Raw genomic sequence first — 23,070 nt, forward strand, 5'->3', positions numbered from 1 at the left:
ATGGAAAAACTGAAAAGACGGTCCGCATTGACGGGCCTTGGAGCACTTTCTTTCGGAATGCTCACGCCTTCCCTCTCCAAGGGCGACGTGCTGGCGAAACCTTACACTGTGAAGCAGCAAACGATCACCACCGACATACTGGTGGTAGGCGGCGGTACGGCGGGCGTTGTGGCCGCCATTCAGGCCGGAAGGGCAGGTCGGAAAGTGATATTGGTTGAAAACGGAAGTCAGCTGGGCGGTACCACCACCACAGGCGGCGTGGCCTTTCCCGGCATCTTTTTTGCCTGGGGTAAACAGGTAATCAGCGGGATCGGCTGGGAAATGGTGCAGGAAGCCGTCGCGATGAACGACGACACCCTGCCCGACTTCTCCATACCTCACGGAAGGCAGCACCCCAAGCACCAGGTGCGGCTGAACGGCCAGCTTTACGCCCTGCTGATCGAGGAGAAATGCGTCGAAGCTGGCGTGAAGATCCGGTTCTATGAAACGCCGGTCAGCGCTTCGTTCGACAAAGGCAACTGGACGGTAGATACCATCGGAAAAGGCACCAGCACCCGCATTATCTGCAATCAACTCATCGATTGCACCGGTAATGCGTATGTCGCTTCCATTGCGGGTTTCAATGTCTTGCGCGAAGCCGTAATCCAGCCGGGGACGTTGCAGTTTCAGCTCGGCGGCTACGATTTCCAGTCGCTCGACCTGAAAATGATCCAGGCACGTTACCAGGAAGAGATCGCGAAAGGCAACCTGATCAAATCTGATTTTCGTAATAACATCGCTGGCCTGCTCCGGAGCGGCGGCGACAATATCCAGCACGTACTCGGGGCCGATTCGACGACCTCCGAAACGCACACCGTAGCAAACCTGAAAGGACGCAGCTCGCTTTTGCAAACATTACGGTTCCTGCGGACATTGCCCGGCTGTGAGAAGATCAGGCTCGTGGATATGCAAAATGAAACTGCGGTGCGGGAAACCTACCGCATCGATGGGCATTACCAGATCACCAAAACCGATTACGTAACCGGCAAAGTCTTCGACGACGCGGTTTCCTATTCTTACTATCCGATAGACGTCCATGATGAAAACGGCGTCGTGCCCGACCACCTCAAAGAAGGCGTAGTCCCGACGGTGCCCCTGCGTGCATTAATCCCCAAAAACAGCCGCAATTTCCTCGTGGCCGGCAGGTGCGTCAGCAGTGACCGGCTGGCCAACTCGGCCCTCCGCGTGCAGGCGTCGTGCATGGGCATGGGCCAGGCGGCCGGCGCGGCAGCGGTACTCGCCAATATGCAGAACAAATCGCCGCTGGAAGTGGGCTTGGAGGACTTGCGGAAGCTGATCGAATCGCATGGTGGCATTGTGCCCGGCACGGGTCAAAAAGGCTGATCGATGAGCATAGCCGATATGAGCATTAGTTTTCAAAAAAGCATCTGGTGCTTTCTGGCAATCTGGGCGATCGTGCATGGTTCTTTACCGTGCCTCGCCCAGATCCGCTATTTCCAACCCGCCAGCGTGCAGGGCGTCCAGGGAGCTGTTGTACCCATTCCTTCGGCTGTACAGGATTCCATCGTTACCGACACGGTCTTTCAGGTTCTGTCAAAGGAGGGTTATCCGATCCGTTACTATAAAAAAATCAGGACCAGCGTGTGTTTCGACAACAAATGCAGGCTTCTGAAATGCACGCTTTACTGGAATATTACCGGCCGGTACCTGGGCTTCGAGCTGGAAAAACGGGAATATCTGAGCAAAGCCCGGCATAAGCCATTCAAACGAAAGGAATATGTCCGCCTGCACGCAATACTTTCCGACCCGTTTTCGCGGCTCTCCGTATTGTCGTACGGAGAGTTAGCGCCCCGGGTGGAGCCCCGGGTGGAGCCCTGGGTGGAGCCCCGGGTATCGAATGGGAAGGACGAAGTCGACGCGGTAACCTCAGCCACCGCCGCAAACATTCTCGACGACGTAGTACCAGGCGCCGCGTACACGACCTACAAAATGTGGCATGTAGTGTACGGACCCTCGCAGGAAGAGGTACGCGATCTAACGATCCGGTCACTTTCCTCCGATTTGATCCTAAAAATCCTCGACAGCCCCGACCCGGGCGATAAGACCTGGGCATTAAGTCACATCCGGGGGCATGTCAGGCCGACGCCGCAACTTCGCGAGCGGGTATTTTCCTATATCAATAATAATCAATACAATCTCGCGGAACGCGCCATCAATGCATTGGACGGCCAGGATCTCGATTCCGACACCATCCAGGTGCTGCTGACCGGGAAGCTTGCGCAGGGTAGCTACGCGATCAGGAAGCTGATCCTTGGAAAACTGGCCCAGGCATCTCATTTGAACCGCCAGGCTATTGCGGATTTAAAGCCAATTTTAAGGGGCACTAATCCGGAGCTGACCAACAATGTGCTCGATTTGTTCACCTCTCACCGTATTACCGACGACGATGTGAGCCAGGAAGTGGCCGCGCTGCTGACCAATCAGAACAACTTTGTGGCAAGAAACGCCTACAAGTACCTGATGGCGTTGCCTGTAAAAAACCAATATGTTGCCGGGCAGCTGGAATCCTACCAAAAGGCCCACCAGCAAAACTAAAAGTCGCCCGGCGAATGCAATTCAACATTCACCAGGCGACTTTTTTCAAATTTCAACTTACAACCTCCGCTCGGCTTCGCTGATCGGCAGGTCGTTGATGCTCGCGTACCTGCGTTGCATCAGGCCATGTTCGTCGAACTCCCAGTTTTCGTTTCCGTAGGCACGGTACCACTGGCCGGCGGCATCATGGTATTCGTATTCGAACCGGACGGCAATGCGGTTGTCCGTGAATGCCCAAAGCTCTTTTTTGAGTTTGTAATCCAGTTCCTTCTGCCATTTGCCGGTCAGGAACCGCACCACTTCCTCGCGGCCATTGACAAATTCCGAGCGGTTGCGCCATTCGGTGTCCTTCGTATACGCGAGCGATACGCGCGCGGGGTCCTGGCTATTCCAGGCATCTTCGGCCAGCTGCACTTTTTGAAGTGCAGTTTCCAATGTGAATGGGGGAAACGGGGGTTTTTGCTCCATGGTATGCGGTGTTAATGGTGTTTGAATTAACCCAGTTCTTCTATCTGACGGATCATCTGGTTGGTGAAGCCCCACTCGTTGTCGTACCAGGCCATGACCTTCACCAGGTCGCCATCCACGACGCGCGTCATTTCCAGGTCGACTACCGCGGCATAGGGGCTCTGTTTGATATCCGTCGAAACCAGCGGCTCGTCCGTCACCGCTACCACCTTCTCATACCTTGCGGTTGCAGCCTCCTCGATGAGGATCGCGTTGATTTCCTCCGCGCTGGTGGGCCTTTCGGCGATGAATGTAATATCGGAAATAGAGCCTACCGGCACAGGTACCCGCACGGCCACGCCGTCGAATTTGCCTGCGTACTGCGGTAATGCCTTGGTGGTAGCAATGGCCGCACCGGTGGCTGCCGGTGCCAGGTTAATGCCTGCTGCCCGGCCCATCCGCGGTTCTTTTTTCGAAGGTGCGTCTACGAGTGCCTGTGAGGCAGTGTACGCGTGAGTGGTATTCAAAATGGCTTTTTTGACGCCGATCCTGCGACCGAGTATTTCGATAATCGGGCTGATATTGTTGGTGGTACAGCTTGCGCAAGAGAAAATCGACGTCTTTCCCTCTTCTGTATTGACGCCGTGTACGATGGTCGGGGTATCTTTGGTGGGGCCTGAAATGACCACAAAACGCGCACCGGCTTTGATGTGCCTTTCGGCATCGGCATAGTTGGTAAACACGCCGGTACTTTCGATCACGACGTCCACATTCAGTTCCTTCCACGGCAGGTCGTCGATGGACTTCGTGGTGGTATACCGGATGGCCTTCCCGTCGATCAGAATGTGATCGCCTTCGACACTTATATTGTGGTCGTATTTACCGTAAACGCTATCGTATTTCAGCAGGTACACCGCATTTTCGATGCTCATCATATCGTTGACCCCTACCACTTCAAGGCCTTCCGTTGCGGTGATCACTTTCAGGGCCGCGCGGCCAATCCTTCCGAATCCATTAATCGCTATCCTTTTCATTGGTTATTTACATTAAGTTAACACAGAATACTCTGTCTATTTTAAAACAAAACATTAAACTTTTTTCAACAGCATTTCGGCCATTTTCCGCGCCTTTTTCACCGGCCAGGTATCCCGGTAGATTTTCGATTCCACGATGGCGCCTTCGTACAACAGGTAAATCGAATCACCGACGAAATCGGCATCCACGTCGGCATTGCCTTCCAATGCTTTTTCCACAAAGCCCTTCATATACTGCCGGAGCTTCCCTTTATGTTCGATAATTTCCTTGAACATCAGCGGGCTGTTGTTGCCTACTTCCGAAAGGATATTAATGAACTTACAACCCAGATAATCATCCTTTTGCAATGCATACTCCAAAAAATCAAAGCAGGCACTAAGCTTTTGCGCAGGCGCTTTTTTAGCTCCCGTCCATTGCTCAATCCCCGAAAACCACTCTTCCCTACCCTCTTTCAGGTAAATAATACCGAGCTCATCCTTCGACCCGAAATGCTGGTAAAGGCTCGCTTTGGCCACATTCGCCTCCGCAAGGATCTGGTTGATCCCCGTGTTGTTATACCCCTGGCTGTGAAACAACCTCGTTGCGGTTTCCAGAATCCGCTCCCTCGGTCCGAATTTCTTTGTCATAATGCAAAGATATATCAGTTCCCAATTATAGACAAGTTTGTCTATATTTTTTTTCCTTAAATTTTACTTTCCACACACTGCTTTTGCTCCAACTTTCCGCACTGCTCTGATACAGTTACGATTATGTCAAAGTTTCATCTGGCGCTTTGGTTGCATTAAATTGCTGCCACCAGTGTCTTTGGTACCAAAAGCACCGCAGCTAATGCAATCATCCCCCACACACACGCAACAAATAGCCTTTTTCGCATTCACTTAACCGGCTGGCATCGCATGATTCGCAATTATTTCAAGATAGCCTGGCGCAACCTTGCCGGGAACAAAACTTACTCCATCGTGAACATCGGCGGACTGGCGCTCGGGATGACGGTGGCCATGCTCATCGGCCTCTGGATTTATGATGAGTTCTCCTACAACAAGTCCCACCAAAACTACCCGCGCATTGTGCGGGTGCTGCAACAGCAAACCCTGGACGGAGAAATCAATACCGGCGCCAATGTGCCTGCACCATTATTCACGGAGCTCCAAAGCAGCCTCGGCGCCGATTTTGAACGTGTAGTGATCACCTCCTGGCTCCAAAGACACACGCTCACCTACGCAGGAACCGGTTTCACCAGGCCCGGCAACTTCATGTCTGCCGGAGCCGCGGAAATGCTTTCCCTCAAAATGATCCGCGGAAGCGCTGCCGGACTGAAAGACCCGGCTACGGTCCTGCTGTCTGAATCGACCGCGAAGGCTATTTTCAAGGATGCCGATCCGGTGGACAAGATGATAAAGATCAATAAGAAGCTCGATGTCAAAGTAGCGGGAGTTTATGTAGATATCCCCTACAATTCCGAGTTTCGCGAACTGGCGTTCATCGCACCGTTCGAGCTGTTTGTTTCTTCGACGGATTGGGTAAAAGACGCCGTGACCAATGCCGAATGGCAGAACAGCTCTTTCCAAATCCTCGCCCAGCTTTCGGAAAACGCGGATTTAAATACATTATCACACAAAATCAGGGACATTAAAGCGAGAAAAGCCGATGCTGACGAGTTGAAGTTCAATCCCCGGATCCTGCTGCATCCGATGAGCCGCTGGCACCTGCATTCCGAATGGGAGAATGGCCGCAATGTTGGAGGGCGCATGGACTTTGTATGGCTTTTTGGAACGATCGGTCTGTTTGTACTCATACTGGCGTGTATCAATTTCATGAACCTGAGCACCGCGCGGTCGGCGCAGCGTGCGCGGGAGGTGGGTATCCGGAAGGCGATCGGCTCATTACAGCGGCAGCTCGTCGGCCAGTTTCTGAGCGAATCGTTCGTGGTGGTCATGTTTGCCTTCCTGCTTTCGCTGGCACTGACGCGCCTGGCCTTGCCTACCTTCAATGAGATTGCCGACAAGCAAATGCACATTCCGTGGAACGATCCGGCCTTTCTGGCGAGTATTGCCTTGTTTGCACTCCTGACGGCATTGATCGCCGGGAGCTATCCGGCATTCTACCTGTCTTCTTTCGAGCCGGTCAAAGCGCTCAAAGGGAGATTTGGCCATTCGGGGCGACGTGCGGCGCTGCCGCGAAAGGTGCTGGTAGTGGTTCAATTTACGGTGTCGGTGGTGTTGATGATCGGGACGGTTATCGTTTACAAGCAAATCCTGCACGCGAAGGACCGGCCGATCGGCTATACCAGGCAAGGGCTGCTGACCGTCCTGGTAAATAGCCCGGACATGCACACACACATCGATGCCGCTCTCGACGATCTGGTCAAAACCGGGACGGTAACGGCGCTGGCGGAGTCGCAAGCCCCTCCTACCGAGGTATTTTCAGCCAATACCGGTTTCGACTGGAAAGGCAAAGATCCCGGCCTGCATTCGGAATTTGCAACCGTCGGCATTTCGCATAGTTTTGGAAAAACGGTCGGCTGGGAGTTTCTTGCCGGGCGCGATTTTATGCGAGCTATGTCGACGGACTCTTCGGGGATTGTAATCAATGAGGCCGCAGTGAAGTTCATGGGATTGGGCAAACGCAGCCTCGACGACGCCATTGGCGAAACCGTGACCTGGGACGGACGGCGTTTCAAAATCATCGGCGTGATCAGGGATATGCTCATGGAGTCGCCCTACGACCCGGTCAAAAAGTCGATATTCTTCATTCACCCGAGAGCGGGCAGGTTTATCACGGCGAGGCTCAACCCGGAAACCAATGCAAGCGTTGCATTGAAAGCCGTGGAGGCCGTATTCAAAAAATACAGCCCGGATTCACCGTTCAACTACCAGTTTGCGGATCAGGAATTTGCATTGAAGTTTGCCGCGGAGGAGCGGGTCGGCGTGCTGGCGGCCCTATTTACGGTGCTGGCCATCATTATCTGCTGCCTCGGGCTATTCGGAATGGCGTCGTTTATGGTGCAGCAGCGTACCAAAGAAATAGGCATCCGAAAAGTACTTGGCGCGTCACTCACAAGCTTGTGGCAGCTACTGTCCGTCGACTTCGTGGTCCCCGTGGCTATCTCGTGCCTGCTGGCAACGCCTATTGCATGGTATCTCATGGACCGATGGCTGGAAAAATATGCCTATCACACCGAAGTTTCATGGCTGATTTTCCTTACCGCGGCAATGGGTATGCTAACGGTCACAATCCTGACCGTTAGCTATAAAACCATTCGCGCCGCATTGCTCGACCCTGTGAAGAGCCTGCGGGCGGACTGAAATTACACCAGCCCTTGCGCCAGCATCGCGTCTGCTACCCTGACGAAGCCGCCGATGTTGGCGCCCTGCATATAACTCATGCGTCCATCGCCCGTATGCCCGTAACGGAGGCATGTAGCATGGATATTGAACATGATTTCCTGCAATTTTTTATCCACTTCCTCGCGCGTCCACGACAACCGCAGCGAGTTCTGTGACATTTCAAGGCCTGAAACCGCCACCCCACCGGCATTCGCCGCCTTTCCGGGCGCATACAACACATCGTTGCTTTCAAATACCTCGATCGCTTCCGGCGTACACGGCATATTGGCCCCCTCGGCTACACAGAAACAACCGTTTTTGACCAGCAGACGGGCATCGTCACCATCCAGTTCGTTCTGGGTTGCATTGGGTAATGCAATGTCACAGGGAACTTCCCAAGGTTTTTTCCCGGGAATAAACTCGCATCCGAACTTATCCGCATAGGAGCTGATGCGCCCGCGTGCTTCGTTTTTCAAATGCATGATGTAGGCAAATTTTTCAGCATCGATCCCCTTCTCGTCGTAGATATAACCCGATGAGTCAGAAAGTGTTACCACCTTCGCGCCCAGCTCGATGCACTTTTCCAGCGTGTATTGCGCCACATTACCCGAGCCGGAAACTACCACGCGTTTGCCCTTGATGCTGTCGTGCCGCTGGGCGAGCATTTGCTCTACAAAATACACCACGCCGTAGCCCGTCGCCTCCGGGCGGATAAGGCTGCCGCCGTAGCTTGCGCCCTTACCTGTGAGCACGCCGGTAAATTCATTTTTGAGCCGCTTGTATTGGCCAAACAGGAAGCCGATTTCCCGCGCCCCTACCCCGATGTCGCCCGCGGGTACGTCGTTGTCGGAACTAATGTGGCGGAAAAGCTCGGTCATGAAGCTTTGGCAAAACGCCATTACTTCCCTGTCCGAACGACCTTTCGGGTCAAAATCAGCGCCGCCTTTACCGCCTCCCATGGGAAGCTGGGTGAGGCTGTTTTTAAAAATTTGCTCGAATGCAAGGAATTTCAGCGTACTGAGGTTCACAGACGGGTGAAAACGGAGGCCGCCCTTGTACGGACCGATGGCGCTGTTCATCTGAACGCGGTAACCCCGGTTGATCTCCACTTCGCCCCGGTCGTTCATCCAGGGAACCCTGAAAATGATGATGCGCTCGGGCTCCGCGATCCGTTCGAGAATCTTGGCGTTCTGATAATGCGGCTTATCCTGAACAAAGGGAATGATGGTTTCGGCAACCTCGTGGACTGCCTGGTGGAATTCGTTTTCGCCCGGATTCCGATCGATGATCCGGGCCATGAAGGATTGTACTGATGTCACTTTTAACGTGGTTATTATTCCGGAATATATAATGGTCGTTTTCGTACGACCTGCTAATATACCACCCGATCCCCATTCAAGTGTGTCTTTGCGGTGATTAGTTGCAGGAAACAACATTTGAAAATAAACCTGGGAAAATCTTGCTTTTGGTATTTTGCCGATTTATTTTTGGTAAAAATTAAGTTAGTGCGTTAAGTTATCATGAAGAAAAACTACACCCGCTGGTTCGTCGTTTTCCTGGTTTTCATTGCTACCGGGCTCAGTTTCCTGGACCGCCAGGTGCTGTCCATTGCGGTGATCAAAATCCAGCAGGAATTTGGCTTTACGGATGTGGAATATGGCTGGGTGAATACCAGTTTTCTGCTGAGCTACGCGCTGATGTTCACCGTTGGCGGCCGCCTAATCGACAAAATCGGTGCGAAAAACGGCCTCGGCATTGCGGTTGGGCTATGGTCGGTGGCCAATGCATTGCACGGCTTGATGACCAGCCTTCCCCAGCTGCTTGCATTCCGTTTCTTCCTCGGAATGGGCGAAGGCGCCTGCTTTCCCGGCGCGGCCAAGGCGGTGTATGAATGGTTTGATCAAAAGGAACGGGCACTTGCCAACGGCATAGCTATCGGCGGCGCTGCGATCGGTGCGGTCGTTGCACCTCCGCTAACGATATGGATATCAAACGCTTACGGCTGGCGTTCCGGATTTGTGGTACCTGGCCTGATCGGCATTCTATGGGTGATCGTCTGGTTCGCAACGCCCTGGCGCAAACGGGCGGCCGTATCTGATGCCCCGGCCCAAACCCCCGGCATACCGCTGGCGATCATCCTCCGGCAACGTACCACCTGGGTATTCATATTCATGCGCTTCATGCTCGATCCGGTGATGTATTTCATGATGTTCTGGATCCCGAAATACCTCAGCGAAGTGCGCCACGTACCTTTCGAAGAAATCGGGAACCTGTTTTGGGTACCATTCCTCGCACTGGGCGTTTCCAACATTCTCGGCGGCTATTTCTCTGATAATCTGATCAAAAAGAACATTAGTACCGACCGCGCGCGGAAAATCGTCATGGGCTGTGCGGCCGCATTGACGCTGGCGGTGCCGCTCACCGAATTCACCTCGTCGGTACCCATTGCGGTGGGACTGATGGCGCTTTATATGTTCGCGCACGGTTGCTGGATTACCAATTACATTACCGCCATTTCCGACGTCTTCGGCTCCCGCGCCACTTCCACGGTGGTCGGACTTTCGGGCACGGCGGGCGCATTATCGAGCCTTATCCTGAACCCGATGATCGGGAAGATCATCGGCGAATACACCTACAAACCCCTCTGGATCGCCTGCGGGCTGCTTTACCCCATCGCCTTCGTGGTTTTCATTGTATTGATACCCAGGCTAATGCCCCTATTCGGCGAGCGAGAGGAGGCCTTGGCGACAGTTGCCGCCAACGATATCGACATTTAATTTTTATCATACCAAAACAGGGAAAAACTGTTGCCAAAAAAACTTAGTGCGTTAACTATTAAACTATAAAGAAACCATAAGAATTAACATTTAACCAACTCATGGGAAATACATTACAAAGTGAAAATCATCAGGCAGAGGAAGCGATCATCCGGAAACGCGAGCCTACCAGGCCCAGGATCGGCGTTTTTGGAGTGGGTTATTTCAAATATTGGAGCCAGTTCGACGGCCTGCTTGACGATATGCTGCGCAAACAGGCAGTTTTCATTGAAAAAATCCGCGCCGGCTCGCACGTCGAACTGGTTGATTTCGGGCTGGTCGATACGGTGCAGAAGGCGTATGAACTCGTACCGAAACTCCATGCGGCCAACCTCGACCTGGTTTTCTGCGATATGCTTACCTACGCTACGTCCAACACATTCGGAACGATTATCCGGAACCTGAATGTGCCGATCGTGCTCGTAGCATTGCAGCCCGACCAGGCGATGGATTACACGCGCGCCTCGACTTACATGCAGCTCTACAACGACGATATTTGCTCCCTGCCCGAGTTTGCAGGCGTGGCGGCGCGTATGGGCAAGCAGGTTCCGGACATGGTCATCGGCACCTTGCACGGCGACGCGCAGGCCGACGCCGAGATCGAAGAATATTGCCGCATTGCTGCCGTACTGCACGATGTACGCACTTCGCGGATCGGCCACATCGGCCACCCGATCGAGGCGATGCTCGATATGCATTCCGATTCGACGATGTTCACGGCGCATTTCGGCGCGCATATTGTTCAGTGCGAGGCGCATGAGATTGTGACGCATTACCAGCAGGCCGATCGCGCCGACATCGAGCACATGAAGGAACGCATTCTCGACTTCTTCGACACACCGGACCCCGTTTCCGACCCAATTTCCGAAAAACTCCGCGACAGCGACCTCGAAACCGCTGCGCGCGTGACCGTCGCGCTCGAAAAGTTCGTGGAAGCGAAACAGCTCGACGGCCTCGCCTACTACTACGAAGGCCCCGATGGCAGCGAAACCCGCACCGTAATGTCGAACCTCATTGTCGGCAATTCGCTCCTTACCGGCGCGGGTTTCCCGATGTGCGGCGAGTCGGACCTGAAAACGTGTTTCGCGATGCTGATCATGGAACGTTTAGGCATCGGCGGTAGCTTCGCCGAATTCCACCCGGTCGATTTCAAGGAAGGTTTTGTGCTCGTGGGGCACGACGGGCCGCATAATGTGGCCATTGCGGAAGGGAAACCGGTTTTGCGCAGCCTCACCAAATACCACGGCAAGCCCGGTTTCGGTGCAGGTGTGGAGTTTAAAATTAAAGAAGGGCCGATTACCATGTTGAGTATCAACTCTACTTACGATGGAAGGTTCAAATTTGTGATCGCCGAAGGTCAGTCGGTCGAAGGGCCCATTCCGCCCACCGGCAACACCAATACCCGCGGTTTTTTCAAACCCGACGTCCGCACTTTCCTTCAACGATGGATGAAGGAAGGCCCTACGCACCACTTTGCACTGGGTGTAGGCCACCACGCGAGCGCTATTGTCAAAATAGCCCGATACCTCAACCTGGAAGCCGTCGTCATCCGCGAAGATTGACGGGGACATTTACCGATTCGTTTACGCACGCAGCCGCTTCGGCTGATTCAGAGCCTTTTTGTCTTTTTCAAACCCTTTTTCGAGTTCAATCTTAAAAAATTGAAGACTATGATTCGTATTCTATTCCCCGGACGCTGGCTGTGGATCGGCTGTCTGCTTTGCTGCCTCGCCCTCCGCGGCGCGCCTTCATTCGCCCAATCCGACGGTCGGAACACCATTACCGGCAAGATTACCGGCGACGCCGACAAGGCCCCGCTGATCGGCGCTACCATTACCGAGAAAGGCACCAACAATGGAACGGTCGCGGATGTGGATGGTAATTTCAAACTGTCGGTTGCACCCGGAGCCAGCATTGTCGTGAGCTTTATCGGCTATGTTCCGCAGGAAATACAAGTTGGCAGCCGCGCGGTAATCGACGTGGCGCTCATCGCCGACCAGCATCAATTGCAGGATGTGGTGGTGGTTGGCTACGGTACGCAACGCAAAAAAGACCTTACCGGCTCCATTGCCAAGATTTCCGGTGACCAACTCATCCAGCCTTCCGCCGGCAGTTTCGACCAGATGCTCCAAGGCAAGGCGCCGGGCGTGCAGATCACCCAAACCACCGGCGCACCGGGCGGTAATGTGAACGTGCTGATCCGCGGCGTGAGCTCCATTACCGGCGGTAATCAGCCGCTGTACGTGGTCGACGGCTTCGCGATCGGCTCGGGCGGCGGCGGTTCTGACATGCGTAATTACGGCGGAAACAACTTTTCCTCCGCAGGCATGGCGGCTAACACTACCAACCGTGTGAACCCGCTGGCGTCCATTAACCCGTCGGACATTGAATCCATCGAAATCCTGAAAGACGCTTCGGCCACGGCCATTTACGGTTCGCGCGGGGCAAACGGGGTGGTGATTATTACTACCAAAAGGGGCGCTTACGGCAAGTCGCAGATCAGTGTGGACGCTTCCTATGGGTTCCAGGAAGTGGCGCACAAGCTGGAAATGATGAATGCGAAGCAATACGCCGACTACGTGGTCGACGGCCGCGACAATGCGTGGGTGTATGCGGGCGGAAAAGCCGCGGACCCCAATGAAGTACGGTCGGTGAACACGCGGGTGCGGCCCGATTTCAGGAACCCCGAATCGCTTACGACCGATACCGACTGGCAGGATGTGCTCTTCCGCACGGCACCGGTGAGGAATTTGCAGTTATCGTCCACAGGCGGCACCGAAAAGGCCCGGTACTTCATTTCCGGTGGTTATTTTTCGCAGGAAGGTGTGATTATCAATTCCGACTACACCCGTTTCAACCTGCGCGTAAACCTCGACGCGCAGATCACCAAACGCATTAAAATCGGGACTTCTACATTCGGATCATATGGTTACGGCCGGTTTGTGAATACCGAATCGCATTACGGGGCCGGCGGATTGCTGGCGAATGCATTGGCCGCCTCTCCTACCATTCCGGTTTACGATGCGAACGGAGGTTATTATTTCAACCAGAACGATGTGAACGACGGCCTGGGCTTCCTCGCCAATGTGCTGGCCGTGGCCGACGGCTCCGGCGACCGACGTAAAGTGATGGACATTGTTACCAATAATTTTATCGAGGTAAATATCAATGATCATCTCACCTTTAAAAGCTCGATCGGGGTGAGTTTCAATACCAATAACATCCGTTTATGGCGCTCTTCCGCAGTTCCGAACTTCGGCACATTGAACTACCCCGCCACCGCCGGTACATCGCGGGCCGAAAACCTGAACTGGCTGAACGAAAACACATTGACCTATGCCAGGGTTTTTAATAACAAACATTTTGTCAACGGACTGATCGGCTTCACCGCCCAGAAAAACAGCCGCGACCTGGTGTCGACAGGCGCCTCCGATTTCCCGACCGAATATGTACCGTTCATTACGGCGGGTATCGTCAACGCCGGTTCGCAGAGCATTAACGAATGGTCGCTGCTATCGATGATGGCACGGGTAACCTACTCTTATGCAGGCAAATACATGCTTACCGCTACGGTACGGCGCGATGGCAGTTCAAGATTTGGGGCAAACAACCGCTGGGGCGCATTCCCATCGTTCTCGGTTGGCTACAACATTGCGGAGGAAGAGTTTATGAAAAACCAGAATGTGGTCAGCAACCTGAAACTGAGGGCCAGCTATGGCATTTCCGGGAACAACCAGATCGGCGATTACACCAGCATTGGTTTGCTTTCGACCACAAGGTATGTCAAAAACCGTGCGCTCAATCCGGGGCTCATTCCCAGCACATTATCCAACGATAACCTGACCTGGGAAAAATCAAAACAGACCAATATCGGCCTCGACCTGAGCTTGTTCAAAGACCGCATTACCCTCACCGCCGACGCCTACCGCGACCGTAAGACCGACCTGCTGCTTGCCGTGCAACTGCCCGCGGCATCGGGTTTCAACAGTTCCACCCAGAACATCGGCGATATCGAGAACAAAGGCTTCGAACTCGGCCTGCAAACCGTGAACATTCGCCACAAAAGCTTTGAATGGAGTACCAATCTCACATTCAGCCATAACGAAAACAAGGTCCTGAAACTCGCTACCGAAGGCGGCCGGATCGCCAATTCGGCCTACCAGATTACCCAGGTAGGCTCCCCGATTTCGAGTTTTTACCTGATCAACAAACTGGGCGTGTTCATGAACAGCCAGGAGCTGGACGGCGCCGCATTGCAGCACCCTGCCACGCAGGCCGGCGACCTGAAATTCGAGGATGTGAACAAGGACGGCGTCATCAACCAGAGCGACCGCAAGATCGTGGGCTCGCCCTGGCCGGATTACACCTGGGGTATGGACAACAATTTCTCCCTCGGTAACCTGAGCCTCAACGTCTCGCTCGTGGGCTCGCACGGCGCGTACACGTACCTGGACGCGGGAGCTTCATTGCTCGGGGATAATGGCGTGCAAAACAACCTCGTACTGACCGACCGCAGATGGCGCTCCGAAGCCGATCCCGGTGACGGCATCATGCCCCGCTCGATCCGGAGCAACCATGCGCTGGGTTTCGGCACGTCGTCGCATTACCTGTTCGACAATTCGTTTACCCGCATTAAAAACATCCGGCTGGCATATAACCTGCCGAAAAGCCTGACACGGCGCCTGGGTGTGACCCATTTGAATGTGTATGCCAATGTCGCCAACGTGTACACTTTCACGGATTACGTAGGCTACGACCCCGAGTCGAGCATTACCGGCGACAACGTGGTGAATGCGGGCATCGATTACCTCAACTACCCGCTGCCGCGCACTTATACAATCGGTGTCAAACTCACTCTCTAAAAGCATTACCCATGAAAAAGTACCTTTTATACAGCCTCATCGCGGTCGCCGCCAGTTCCTGCTCCGATTTCCTGAGTTTGCAGCCGGAGTACCAGATCAGTGAAAATTCGTTTTACAAAAGTCCCAAAGACTTTGAAACCGCATTGGTGGGAAGTTACGCCGGCCTGCAAGCCTTGCACAACACTGCGCTGATCGACCTGGGCGACCTCACGACGGACAATACCGACATTAAATCCACCTCTCCGCTGGTGGCCGAAGCTGAATGCGACGAAGTGAACCTGACCGCCTCCAACGATTTTCTCAATTCGGTATGGAGCAATAGTTTCGCGACCATCGCACGGTCCAACAACATCCTCTCGCGCCTCGACGCGGTGACCATGACCGACGCGCAGAAGAACCAGTACAAGGGCGAAGCATTGTTTTTGAGGGCCTATGCCTACTTCTACCTCGTTCGCCTGTTCGGCAATGTGCCTGTGGTGGATGTGGCATTCAGAAGTCCGGACGAGATCATGAATTTCGACATGACGCGCCGGCCGGTAGCGGAGGTTTACAATGTGATCACCCAGGATTTGATCCAGGCGGCCACGTTGCTGAACGGCATCGCCGGTTTGAGCAAATCCCAGGCTTCCGTGGGCGCCGCCAAAACGCTTTTGGGTAAAGTGTATCTCACTAACAAACAGTTTGACCTGGCGAAAACAGTTTTGAAAGAGGTGATCGACCAGAAAACCTATTCATTAAACCCCGACTACAAAAAGCTGTTCACCAATGGCAATGACGAGTTGCAGGAGTCGATTTTCGAGGTCAAATATTTGTCGGGCAATGTGGGCGAAGGCAATTCATTTTCGACGATTTTCATGCCTTCCCGGTTCGACGTGGGCATGTTCCCCGGCAATATGCAGGGCGCAGGCAGGGTGTTGCCGACCCGCAAGATGGCCGATTCCTATGAGAAAGGGGATTTGAGAAGAACCGCATCGATCGGCGATTCGGTGAAACTGATTTCCGGCAAGTATGAAAAGGACTTGTTTGGACTGAAATTCGTGGATTTCACCACCGGCATTGTGGGTGACGGAGGTATTAATTTCACCTCGTTGCGCTACGCCGATGTGCTATTAATGTACGCGGAGGCACTCAATGAAACGAGTAGCACCGCCGACGCGCATACTTACCTGAATACCGTGCGGAGCCGCGCCGGGTTGCCGGCGAAAACGGGCCTGGACAAGGCCGCATTCACACTGGCATTGGAAAACGAGCGGAAATTCGAGTTTTTCCTCGAAGGCCAGCGCTGGTTCGACCTCGTGCGGACGGGACGTTTCCAAGTCGTGATGAATCAGTATTTCAAAGACAACGGGCTGAATTTCAGTGTCGCCGACCACGAGGTACTGATGCCGATCCCCTTGCGCGAAATCGACATTAACCCGAACCTGGGGCAGAATCCGGGCTATTAAACATTGATACCGATGATTTTAACAAAGCATGTACGGGTGTGGCTAGCATTGCTCCTGGCGCCATTCGCTGTAATGGCGCAGCCGCAACCTTCGACGCTCAAAGGCGTGCCTTTCCACAACATTACCCTGGAAGTTTCGCTGAAACCTTTCCGGCAGAACGACAAGGCTTACATCCGCGAAACCGCCCGCGAAATGTTCACGCAATGGCATTCGATGCTGCGGCACGCCGACACCGTGTCGGTAATGCTATGGACCGGTGACGGCTCCGAAATCCTCGAATACAAGGGCGATCCGGGCCAGCGGCTCGAATGGGCGCGCTACATCGGCAACCCCAATACCGAGCACGCCGTGGGCTCGGGGCCGAAAGAATTGTCGATCCACGAGCGGGCTTACCTGTACCTCGAAAGCCCGCCGGAATTTACCTATGACGACCTGAAATTCATTGTGGCTACTTTGAAGGAGGAAGGCCGGAAGGTGACGGGCAAGCCTATCCGCATTGGCGAGACTTTCGATCCGGGGCCGGAATTTGCCAAATCCGACTTCAAATACAAACGTCACCGCGAGATCCTCGGCGGCAGCGCCATGGGCCATAACACGATGGTGAGCTGCTATTCGATACTCAAAGCAGACTCGGAGCCTTACGCGGGTTTCCCGAACGGTATCCCGGAAGGGACGCCGTTCGGCACGTTCCTGGGCAGGCAGGTAAGGCGGCTGACCGACGATATGGGCTTCGATTTCATCTGGCTGAGCAACGGGTTCGGGTTTGGTGTGGAAGGATGGTCTTCAACCGGCGCTATCTTCGACGGCAAAGGGTTTGACCAGGAAAAACTGGCGGCTACGCATTCCAAAATCGCCGATTTCTGGAAGTATTTCCGCGCCGAATGTCCCGATATTCAGGTGCAGACGCGCGGTACCAATCTTTCCACCGGCGCCGACCTGGCCCGCGATGGTGTTGATTTGAAATCCATTTACAAGGACAAAAACATTTTGCCCCCACCTAACTCGCCTTGGGCGGCGCTGGACGGCGATTTCGGGCTGGAAATGGTGGGTTATATGTCGAGAATGGCCGAGTTGCCCGACGAGCGCTACCTTTTCCGCTACTACACCCACGACCCGTGGTGGATCAACAGCCCGTGGCTCGACCGCTATGGCCGCGAGCCGCACGACATTTACCTGCCGCTGGCCGTATCGCGGATCAATGCCAAAGGCGAGGTAAAACTGCCGAGCCACCTCAACTTCCTCAGCATCGACGATTCCTTCGGCAACATGCCTACCCAGGTGCCCGACGAGGTGACGCCGCACATCCTCAAAGCCCGCTACGACGCGCCTACCGCGCCGGGCCCGCTCGTGTGGGTGTACCCGTTCGACGAGTATTACGACTGGGCATTCCGTTTCAAAGATCGCCTGCCGGAAATCTATTACGGCGACTGGCTCATCCGCCAGGCATTGAATAACGGCTTGCCGGTTAACACGGTCATTTCCACAGGTTCATTCCAAAAAGTAATAGGTCAAAATCCGGCCCGCTTCAAAGAATCGGTGCTGCTAACCATCGTACCGGAAGCTGGTTCTGCATTGGAAAAAGCATTGATCACATTTGTCGAGAATGGCGGAAAGCTGATGGTTTACGGACCGGCCGGGCATGCCGGAAAGGCATTTCTCGATCTCCTCAACCTGCAAAATGTAACGCCGCTCGAAGGCGAGTTCAAGATTAGCAGCGTGTATGCAGGGGATGAAATGAAGAGTTCCTATCCCAACAAAATCGTCCACAGCGCATTGTTCTCCGGCGGCGGCGTGGCTACGCGCGTGCAAAACGCGAAGGAGCCTTTTACCAAAATCCTCTCCCAAATGAACCAGGGCAGCGAAAAGCGTGATGTGGCGTGGGTGCGCGAGCAAAAAGACTGGAATGGCGGCAAAGTCGTGTACATCCGCGGTACCAATTCCAGCAAGTTCACCGGCGGCAAATTGCTCACACCGGACGATCCGTCGCAACTCTTCACCGGCCCGCTTTTGCTCCGTTATGCATTGCAGGAATTCGGTATCGACCTGGGCATTGCGAAAGAAAATCCATCCATTAAAAACCCCGTACTAACCGTGTCGCGGAGCCACAATGCCTTCATTTTCTCGGGCTACAATCCGAACACGACCATCCGTAACAAGTTCCGCTTCCCGCAAGGCGCGCCTTTGCTGAACGGCCTCGACACCCAGCTCGAAAAAGGCCGCTCGGTATACAGCCTGCCCACGGCCTGGAACCGCGAATCGCGGGTGTTTGTGGAGCAAAATGAAGGCATGGTGTCATTGAAAGAGCTGCATTCCGGCGAAATGGGCATTACCAAACGCTACCGCATCAGCGGCCTGCAAAATGCTACGGTGCGCATTTATCCGCACGAAGACATTAGCCCGGAGCAGTTTAATGCTTATCTCAATGCAAACTACCCGTGGCGCCAGGGCCGCATCGCATTTAAGGCCGGCGACGAGCGGTTTGGGAAGCATTTTGTAGTGGAGGGGGTTACGGGGGATTTGGTGGTGGCGTGGTAGGCGGTATGCGCTGCGCGCTGACCATGGACCGCCGACCGCCGACCGATGACCGCCGACCGAAATATTTGTGACAACGCCTGACAACACCTGACCATCCTTGACAAATTCTGAATTGATTATGCTGAAACATCTTCCCGTTGTCCTTTTCCTGACCTTGCTGGCCGCTACCGGTGGGGTTGCGCAGGTTGCCGACACTACCTATTTGTCGGATTTGAAGCGTGAGTTACGTACGCAGTGGCCGAAGAACCGCCGGATCAATATCGTGTTTCACGGGCATTCGGTGCCGGCGGGGTTTTGGGATAACCATGAGGTTCATACATTGGAATCTTATCCGAACCTGTTTCTGAAAACTTTGAAAGCACACTACCCGTATGCGGTTGTGAATGTGATCGTTACGGCGATCGGGGGAGAAAATTCTTTAAATGGTGCGAAACGCTTTGAAACCGAGGTACTGCCGCACCAGCCCGATGTAATTTTTATCGATTATGCATTGAACGACCGTTTTTCCCCATTGGACAAAACGCGTGAGGCACTGGAAAAAATGATCCGGACAGCGCAGGCGAAAAATATCAAGGTAATCCTCGTAACACCCTCGCCCGACCAGCGGATCGGCATCTCCGATCCATCGAACCCGCTGGACCCCTATGCCGCACAAATCCGCGAACTGGCTAAACAGTACCGCACCGGCCTGGCCGACCCTTACATTGATTTTCAGAAAGTGGTAAAAGAAGGGAAACTGAAAGAAGTTATGTCTTCGATCAACCATCCCAATGAAAAAGGGCATATGATGATCGTCGAAAGGCTGGCGTCCTATTTCTATTGATACCGGCTAGTCGTGGTAATCGGGATTGGCACTGATGGCGAATTTGTATTTGTCGCCGCGGTAGAAAGATCTTTCGATTTCCACGACTTCGCCGTCTGTCCCTATCACAGCACTATCGAGTATAAACATCGGTGTAGGTGCTGTGAGGTCAAAATTATCCAGCTCCGAGCCCGGCTGCACGATCTGCGTACTCAACGTCTGCTTCACTTCCTCGATCCGGAGGTGGTAAGTATTTTCGTAAACTTTAAAATAGGAGATTTCCGTAGGCATCCGGTTGATCTTCGGGCAGAGCGTGAGTGAAATGTACTTGATCTCGTCCTTGATGATCTCGTCGTCGGCGTATCGCAACTGGTGGATTTTCAGCACCGGGCCATCCATAATGAAATGCTTCCCCCCTATTTCCGACGAAATGCCGTCGTCGAGCACCGTTTTTTCCAGTACCACATTATGCGGCTCGAAGCCCTCGGCAATGAGGCTTTCATGGAACCCGCGCCGGGTCGCGTTGATGGACCCGAGCGTGCGGATCAGGTGATGGCCTACCGTCCGGTTCAACACAAACGTCCCCTTTCCCTTAATGCGCCGTGCCCAGCCCTGGTTCTCGATTTCGAGCAGGCTTTTCCGGGCGGTGGTGTTGCTTACCTTATAGTTTTTAATCAGATCGTTCTCGGAAGGGATCTTGTCGCCCGGCTGTAATTCGCCGGACTTGATCCTTTCAACGATTTCGTCACTAATGCTAAGAAACTTGGGTTTCATCGGGCCGCGTAATGGATAAATACAACTCCCAAAGTAACTCAAACTTGTGAATATATCCGCAATGCATCCAACACCAATCCTTTACTCAAAAAGCGGCATCCGGGCGAACTCCGGGCGGTCCAGTTCTTCGAAGAGAACCGCCGCGCCGATATTTCCCTTGTACAGGCTGTGGTTCCGCATTTGCCCGGAATAAACATGCGGCAGCATTTGTTTCGCGATGCGCTTCGCTTCGGTCAGGTAAAAGTCGTTTTTCGAGGCATTGTAAACGCTCAAAAGCGCGTAGCATTCGCCCGACCTGCCGCAACACAGGCTGCCGTTCATACCGGGTTGAGCCGCATTCAAAAAGTATGCGGCCGTTTTTTGGGCCAGTTCGAGGTAGCACTCATCGGAGGTAAAATGGAACAATGCTGTCCATAAAAACGTGTACCCGGCCGATCCGTGACACCAGCCTGTCCATGAAACCGGTTCGGTATTGGAGATTTCCCAGCGCATTACCCCATTTTCTTCAATGCCGAGCGCGACAAGCTGTTCAACCCTGTCAAAGAAACGTGCGGGTAAATGCTGTCCGGAAGCCTTACACCATTTTAATGTTGCATATAAAATTCCCGCCCAGCCGTGCGCAATTCCCCGGTAGTTGATCGGGTTCATTTCGCCAATTGCAGCGTAGGAATCCATGATCGACCAGATTTCTTCCATGATGCCTTTGCCAAATGCTGTCAAATCCTTTGGAAGAAATTTGTCATGCGACGGCATATTTTCCAAAAGCAGCGAACTCCCGATCAGCGCCGCCGACTTACCCAGCGTAAGGTCCAGGTTATCGCACGATTGCGAGGCATGCATTAAAAAATTGCGGACCGCATTGTAATAGCCGGCATAGTTCCCGCCCGCCTGGCTTACCAGCGCCTGCACGAGGTCTACGCCGCTCGGGGTGTGGTAGATCGAGGAAAGCCCGACAATGGACGGGCTCAGATCCATATCTTTGGAATAAAACCCGCTTTCAGGATCGTGCACATAACCCGCCGCGCGATCGCTCCATACGTCCGCAAGGGCGAGGGTTTCGGCATTTGCACTCACCAATGCTTTCCGCAGAAACAGATAGGCAATGCCTGCCGCCCCGAAATTAACCGAGCTTTTCGGTGCCATTTGCAGTCCGCTGTTCAGAAGCTCTCCCGTCAATCCATAGTCGTTCAGAATCGAATCCTGGAAGGTCTGTACCGACACTTTCTTGTCCTCGGCAGACCGGTTCGGGAAACTTTCCTGAACTTTCATCATGGCTGAATAGAAATCCTCAATGTGCGCGTAACGGTCTTCCTTGCGCTTCGCAAGTGCTTTGAAGATCGCTTTTTCAATGTGTGCGTCAATAATAATGTCCAGGTTTCTGAACGGAACGGGCGTTTCTTCGACAATTTGGGTAAACAGGACTTTCCGGTCATAGGAAAAATTGAGATACTGCCTGCCTGTGAAAAGCTGGTAAAGCAATGCACCCAAAGCATACTGCTCGCCGGCAAACGAGGAAGCCGGCGCAGGCGAGGCGTCGAGCACCGACTGCGCGTATTCCGGTTCAAAGAAAAAGCTCAGGCCGCCGCGCGGGGGACTCTGATCCTTTGAAATGATCCGGGAAAGCCCGAAATCGATGATCTTCAATTCTCCCGATTCCGCCACGATGATATTGGCCGGATGCACATCCGAATGGATCACACCCTGATTCTGCAAATGGCGGTAAGCGTTGAGAATGCGGCCCGAAATACCGAGCAATGCAAGCACATTGGACTGATCGTGCAGGTTATGATACTGCTCGGCTGCCTGCAAACACGATTCGCCATCGACCCACTCCATGATCAGGTAATGGTCTTCCCCGTGTTCGCCATGTTCAATCAGCGATGGGTTGACGGCGCCGTCGAGCGCATTGAGTATTTCTATTTCGTTGTAAAAATTCGCGAGCAGTTGCGGCGCCTTCTGGTTTGTTTTCAGCAATTTGAGGGCATATTGCTGCCCATTTTTCCTGATTTTGTAAATTTCCGTATCGGCCACGCCATCCAGTTTCGCCACGATTTCGTAATCTTTGAACCGCTCGCCGGGGCTAAAAAATCGTCTGCTTTTTCCATAGGCTTCATCATAGGATACCAAAAAACCTTCGCTCCGGAGCCTCACCAGAAACGTATACGAGCCTTCCAATATCGACTGTGCGTCCAGGTTATTGAGTAATGCATAAGTAAGCACGCCTTCGGGCAGGGATTTGGGTTTTCTAAATCCCTGCAAAAGCGACGCGGATGAGGCATCGATGATTTTGCTGGTATTTCTGGCGTGGGTGTAGGTGATGATGAAGTCGTCTGCCTCGTACTCGAATTTGGCGAGCGCCTGTTCGGGCAATTGTTTTACCGGCAGCACCTGCACATCTTCCGGCAATATGTATAGTTGATTGGAAGCCATAAG

15 protein-coding genes are annotated in these 23,070 nt (G+C 53.6%); 9 read left to right on the forward strand and 6 right to left on the reverse strand.

Features of this window, described 5'->3' with window-relative positions:
* A complete protein-coding gene (locus BLQ88_RS13590; RefSeq protein ID WP_090150589.1) occupies nt 1-1,383 on the forward strand; it encodes an FAD-dependent oxidoreductase in 1,383 nt (460 codons plus the stop codon).
* A 3-nt stretch (nt 1,384-1,386) separates the two neighbouring features.
* Nucleotides 1,387-2,595, forward strand: coding sequence for a hypothetical protein (locus BLQ88_RS13595; protein ID WP_090150592.1), 1,209 nt, complete (start codon nt 1,387-1,389; stop codon nt 2,593-2,595).
* Nucleotides 2,596-2,652: 57 nt separating this feature from the next.
* Here the strand turns inward: BLQ88_RS13595 and BLQ88_RS13600 are convergent, their stop codons facing one another.
* Genes BLQ88_RS13600 through BLQ88_RS13610 form a run of 3 tightly spaced genes read right to left on the reverse strand, consistent with a single transcriptional unit; the run spans nt 2,653 to nt 4,703 of the window.
* A complete protein-coding gene (locus BLQ88_RS13600; protein WP_090150595.1) occupies nt 2,653-3,063 on the reverse strand; it encodes a nuclear transport factor 2 family protein in 411 nt (136 codons plus the stop codon).
* 26 nt (nt 3,064-3,089) lie between these two features.
* Entirely contained in the window at nt 3,090-4,076 is a 987-nt protein-coding gene (locus BLQ88_RS13605; RefSeq protein WP_090150598.1) for a type I glyceraldehyde-3-phosphate dehydrogenase, read from the reverse strand.
* Nucleotides 4,077-4,130: 54 nt separating this feature from the next.
* Nucleotides 4,131-4,703 carry a TetR/AcrR family transcriptional regulator gene (locus tag BLQ88_RS13610; protein WP_090150601.1) on the reverse strand — a complete coding sequence of 191 codons (573 nt, stop codon included), beginning with the start codon at nt 4,701-4,703 and terminating at the stop codon, nt 4,131-4,133.
* A gap of 270 nt (nt 4,704-4,973) precedes the next feature.
* Here BLQ88_RS13610 and BLQ88_RS13615 point away from each other — a divergent pair, with 270 nt between their 5' ends.
* Nucleotides 4,974-7,382, forward strand: coding sequence for an ABC transporter permease (locus BLQ88_RS13615; RefSeq protein ID WP_090150604.1), 2,409 nt, complete (start codon nt 4,974-4,976; stop codon nt 7,380-7,382).
* A gap of 2 nt (nt 7,383-7,384) precedes the next feature.
* On the opposite strand, the gene gdhA is transcribed toward BLQ88_RS13615, so the two are convergent.
* The gene (gdhA, locus tag BLQ88_RS13620) at nt 7,385-8,722 is read right to left on the reverse strand and encodes an NADP-specific glutamate dehydrogenase (protein WP_218132911.1); all 1,338 of its coding nucleotides are present in this window, start codon (nt 8,720-8,722) and stop codon (nt 7,385-7,387) included.
* A gap of 201 nt (nt 8,723-8,923) precedes the next feature.
* Between gdhA and BLQ88_RS13625 the strand changes: the two genes are divergently transcribed.
* The 6 genes from BLQ88_RS13625 to BLQ88_RS13650 all read left to right on the forward strand — a co-directional run bounded on the left by BLQ88_RS13625 (nt 8,924) and on the right by BLQ88_RS13650 (nt 19,884).
* Complete coding sequence (locus tag BLQ88_RS13625) at nt 8,924-10,180, forward strand: MFS transporter (RefSeq protein ID WP_090150613.1); 1,257 nt, start codon at nt 8,924-8,926, stop codon at nt 10,178-10,180.
* Between the two features lie 101 nt (nt 10,181-10,281).
* Nucleotides 10,282-11,781, forward strand: a complete 1,500-nt coding sequence (locus BLQ88_RS13630; protein WP_090150616.1) for an L-fucose/L-arabinose isomerase family protein — start codon at nt 10,282-10,284, stop codon at nt 11,779-11,781.
* Between the two features lie 108 nt (nt 11,782-11,889).
* Nucleotides 11,890-15,081 (forward strand): SusC/RagA family TonB-linked outer membrane protein, encoded by a 3,192-nt coding sequence (locus tag BLQ88_RS13635; RefSeq protein ID WP_090150618.1) that lies wholly within the window; start codon nt 11,890-11,892, stop codon nt 15,079-15,081.
* 11 nt (nt 15,082-15,092) lie between these two features.
* Nucleotides 15,093-16,526 (forward strand): RagB/SusD family nutrient uptake outer membrane protein, encoded by a 1,434-nt coding sequence (locus tag BLQ88_RS13640; protein ID WP_090150630.1) that lies wholly within the window; start codon nt 15,093-15,095, stop codon nt 16,524-16,526.
* Nucleotides 16,527-16,538: 12 nt separating this feature from the next.
* On the forward strand, nt 16,539-19,061 hold the full coding sequence (locus BLQ88_RS13645) for a hypothetical protein (protein ID WP_090150631.1): 2,523 nt from the start codon (nt 16,539-16,541) through the stop codon (nt 19,059-19,061).
* Nucleotides 19,062-19,179: 118 nt separating this feature from the next.
* Nucleotides 19,180-19,884, forward strand: a complete 705-nt coding sequence (locus BLQ88_RS13650; protein ID WP_090150637.1) for an SGNH/GDSL hydrolase family protein — start codon at nt 19,180-19,182, stop codon at nt 19,882-19,884.
* A 6-nt stretch (nt 19,885-19,890) separates the two neighbouring features.
* Here the strand turns inward: BLQ88_RS13650 and BLQ88_RS13655 are convergent, their stop codons facing one another.
* Both BLQ88_RS13655 and BLQ88_RS13660 read right to left on the reverse strand, forming a co-directional pair.
* Nucleotides 19,891-20,637: a GntR family transcriptional regulator gene (locus BLQ88_RS13655; protein ID WP_090150638.1), complete on the reverse strand. Its 747-nt coding sequence runs from the start codon at nt 20,635-20,637 to the stop codon at nt 19,891-19,893.
* Nucleotides 20,638-20,718: 81 nt separating this feature from the next.
* On the reverse strand, nt 20,719-23,067 hold the full coding sequence (locus tag BLQ88_RS13660; protein ID WP_090150639.1) for a protein kinase domain-containing protein: 2,349 nt from the start codon (nt 23,065-23,067) through the stop codon (nt 20,719-20,721).
* Nucleotides 23,068-23,070 lie beyond the last annotated feature (3 nt).

The organism is Dyadobacter soli (genome assembly GCF_900101885.1).
GTDB lineage: Bacteria > Bacteroidota > Bacteroidia > Cytophagales > Spirosomataceae > Dyadobacter > Dyadobacter soli.

Bases quoted from the DNA above. Each gene is read 5' to 3' on its own strand.
- BLQ88_RS13640 (WP_090150630.1), top strand. From the start codon at position 15,093: ATGAAAAAGTACCTTTTATACAGCCTCATCGCGGTCGCCGCCAGTTCC.
- BLQ88_RS13600 (WP_090150595.1), bottom strand. From the start codon at position 3,063: ATGGAGCAAAAACCCCCGTTTCCCCCATTCACATTGGAAACTGCACTT.
- BLQ88_RS13645 (WP_090150631.1), top strand. From the start codon at position 16,539: ATGATTTTAACAAAGCATGTACGGGTGTGGCTAGCATTGCTCCTGGCG.
- BLQ88_RS13635 (WP_090150618.1), top strand. From the start codon at position 11,890: ATGATTCGTATTCTATTCCCCGGACGCTGGCTGTGGATCGGCTGTCTG.
- BLQ88_RS13615 (WP_090150604.1), top strand. From the start codon at position 4,974: ATGATTCGCAATTATTTCAAGATAGCCTGGCGCAACCTTGCCGGGAAC.
- BLQ88_RS13610 (WP_090150601.1), bottom strand. From the start codon at position 4,703: ATGACAAAGAAATTCGGACCGAGGGAGCGGATTCTGGAAACCGCAACG.
- BLQ88_RS13625 (WP_090150613.1), top strand. From the start codon at position 8,924: ATGAAGAAAAACTACACCCGCTGGTTCGTCGTTTTCCTGGTTTTCATT.
- BLQ88_RS13595 (WP_090150592.1), top strand. From the start codon at position 1,387: ATGAGCATAGCCGATATGAGCATTAGTTTTCAAAAAAGCATCTGGTGC.
- BLQ88_RS13630 (WP_090150616.1), top strand. From the start codon at position 10,282: ATGGGAAATACATTACAAAGTGAAAATCATCAGGCAGAGGAAGCGATC.
- BLQ88_RS13590 (WP_090150589.1), top strand. From the start codon at position 1: ATGGAAAAACTGAAAAGACGGTCCGCATTGACGGGCCTTGGAGCACTT.
- BLQ88_RS13660 (WP_090150639.1), bottom strand. From the start codon at position 23,067: ATGGCTTCCAATCAACTATACATATTGCCGGAAGATGTGCAGGTGCTG.
- BLQ88_RS13605 (WP_090150598.1), bottom strand. From the start codon at position 4,076: ATGAAAAGGATAGCGATTAATGGATTCGGAAGGATTGGCCGCGCGGCC.
- BLQ88_RS13655 (WP_090150638.1), bottom strand. From the start codon at position 20,637: ATGAAACCCAAGTTTCTTAGCATTAGTGACGAAATCGTTGAAAGGATC.
- BLQ88_RS13650 (WP_090150637.1), top strand. From the start codon at position 19,180: ATGCTGAAACATCTTCCCGTTGTCCTTTTCCTGACCTTGCTGGCCGCT.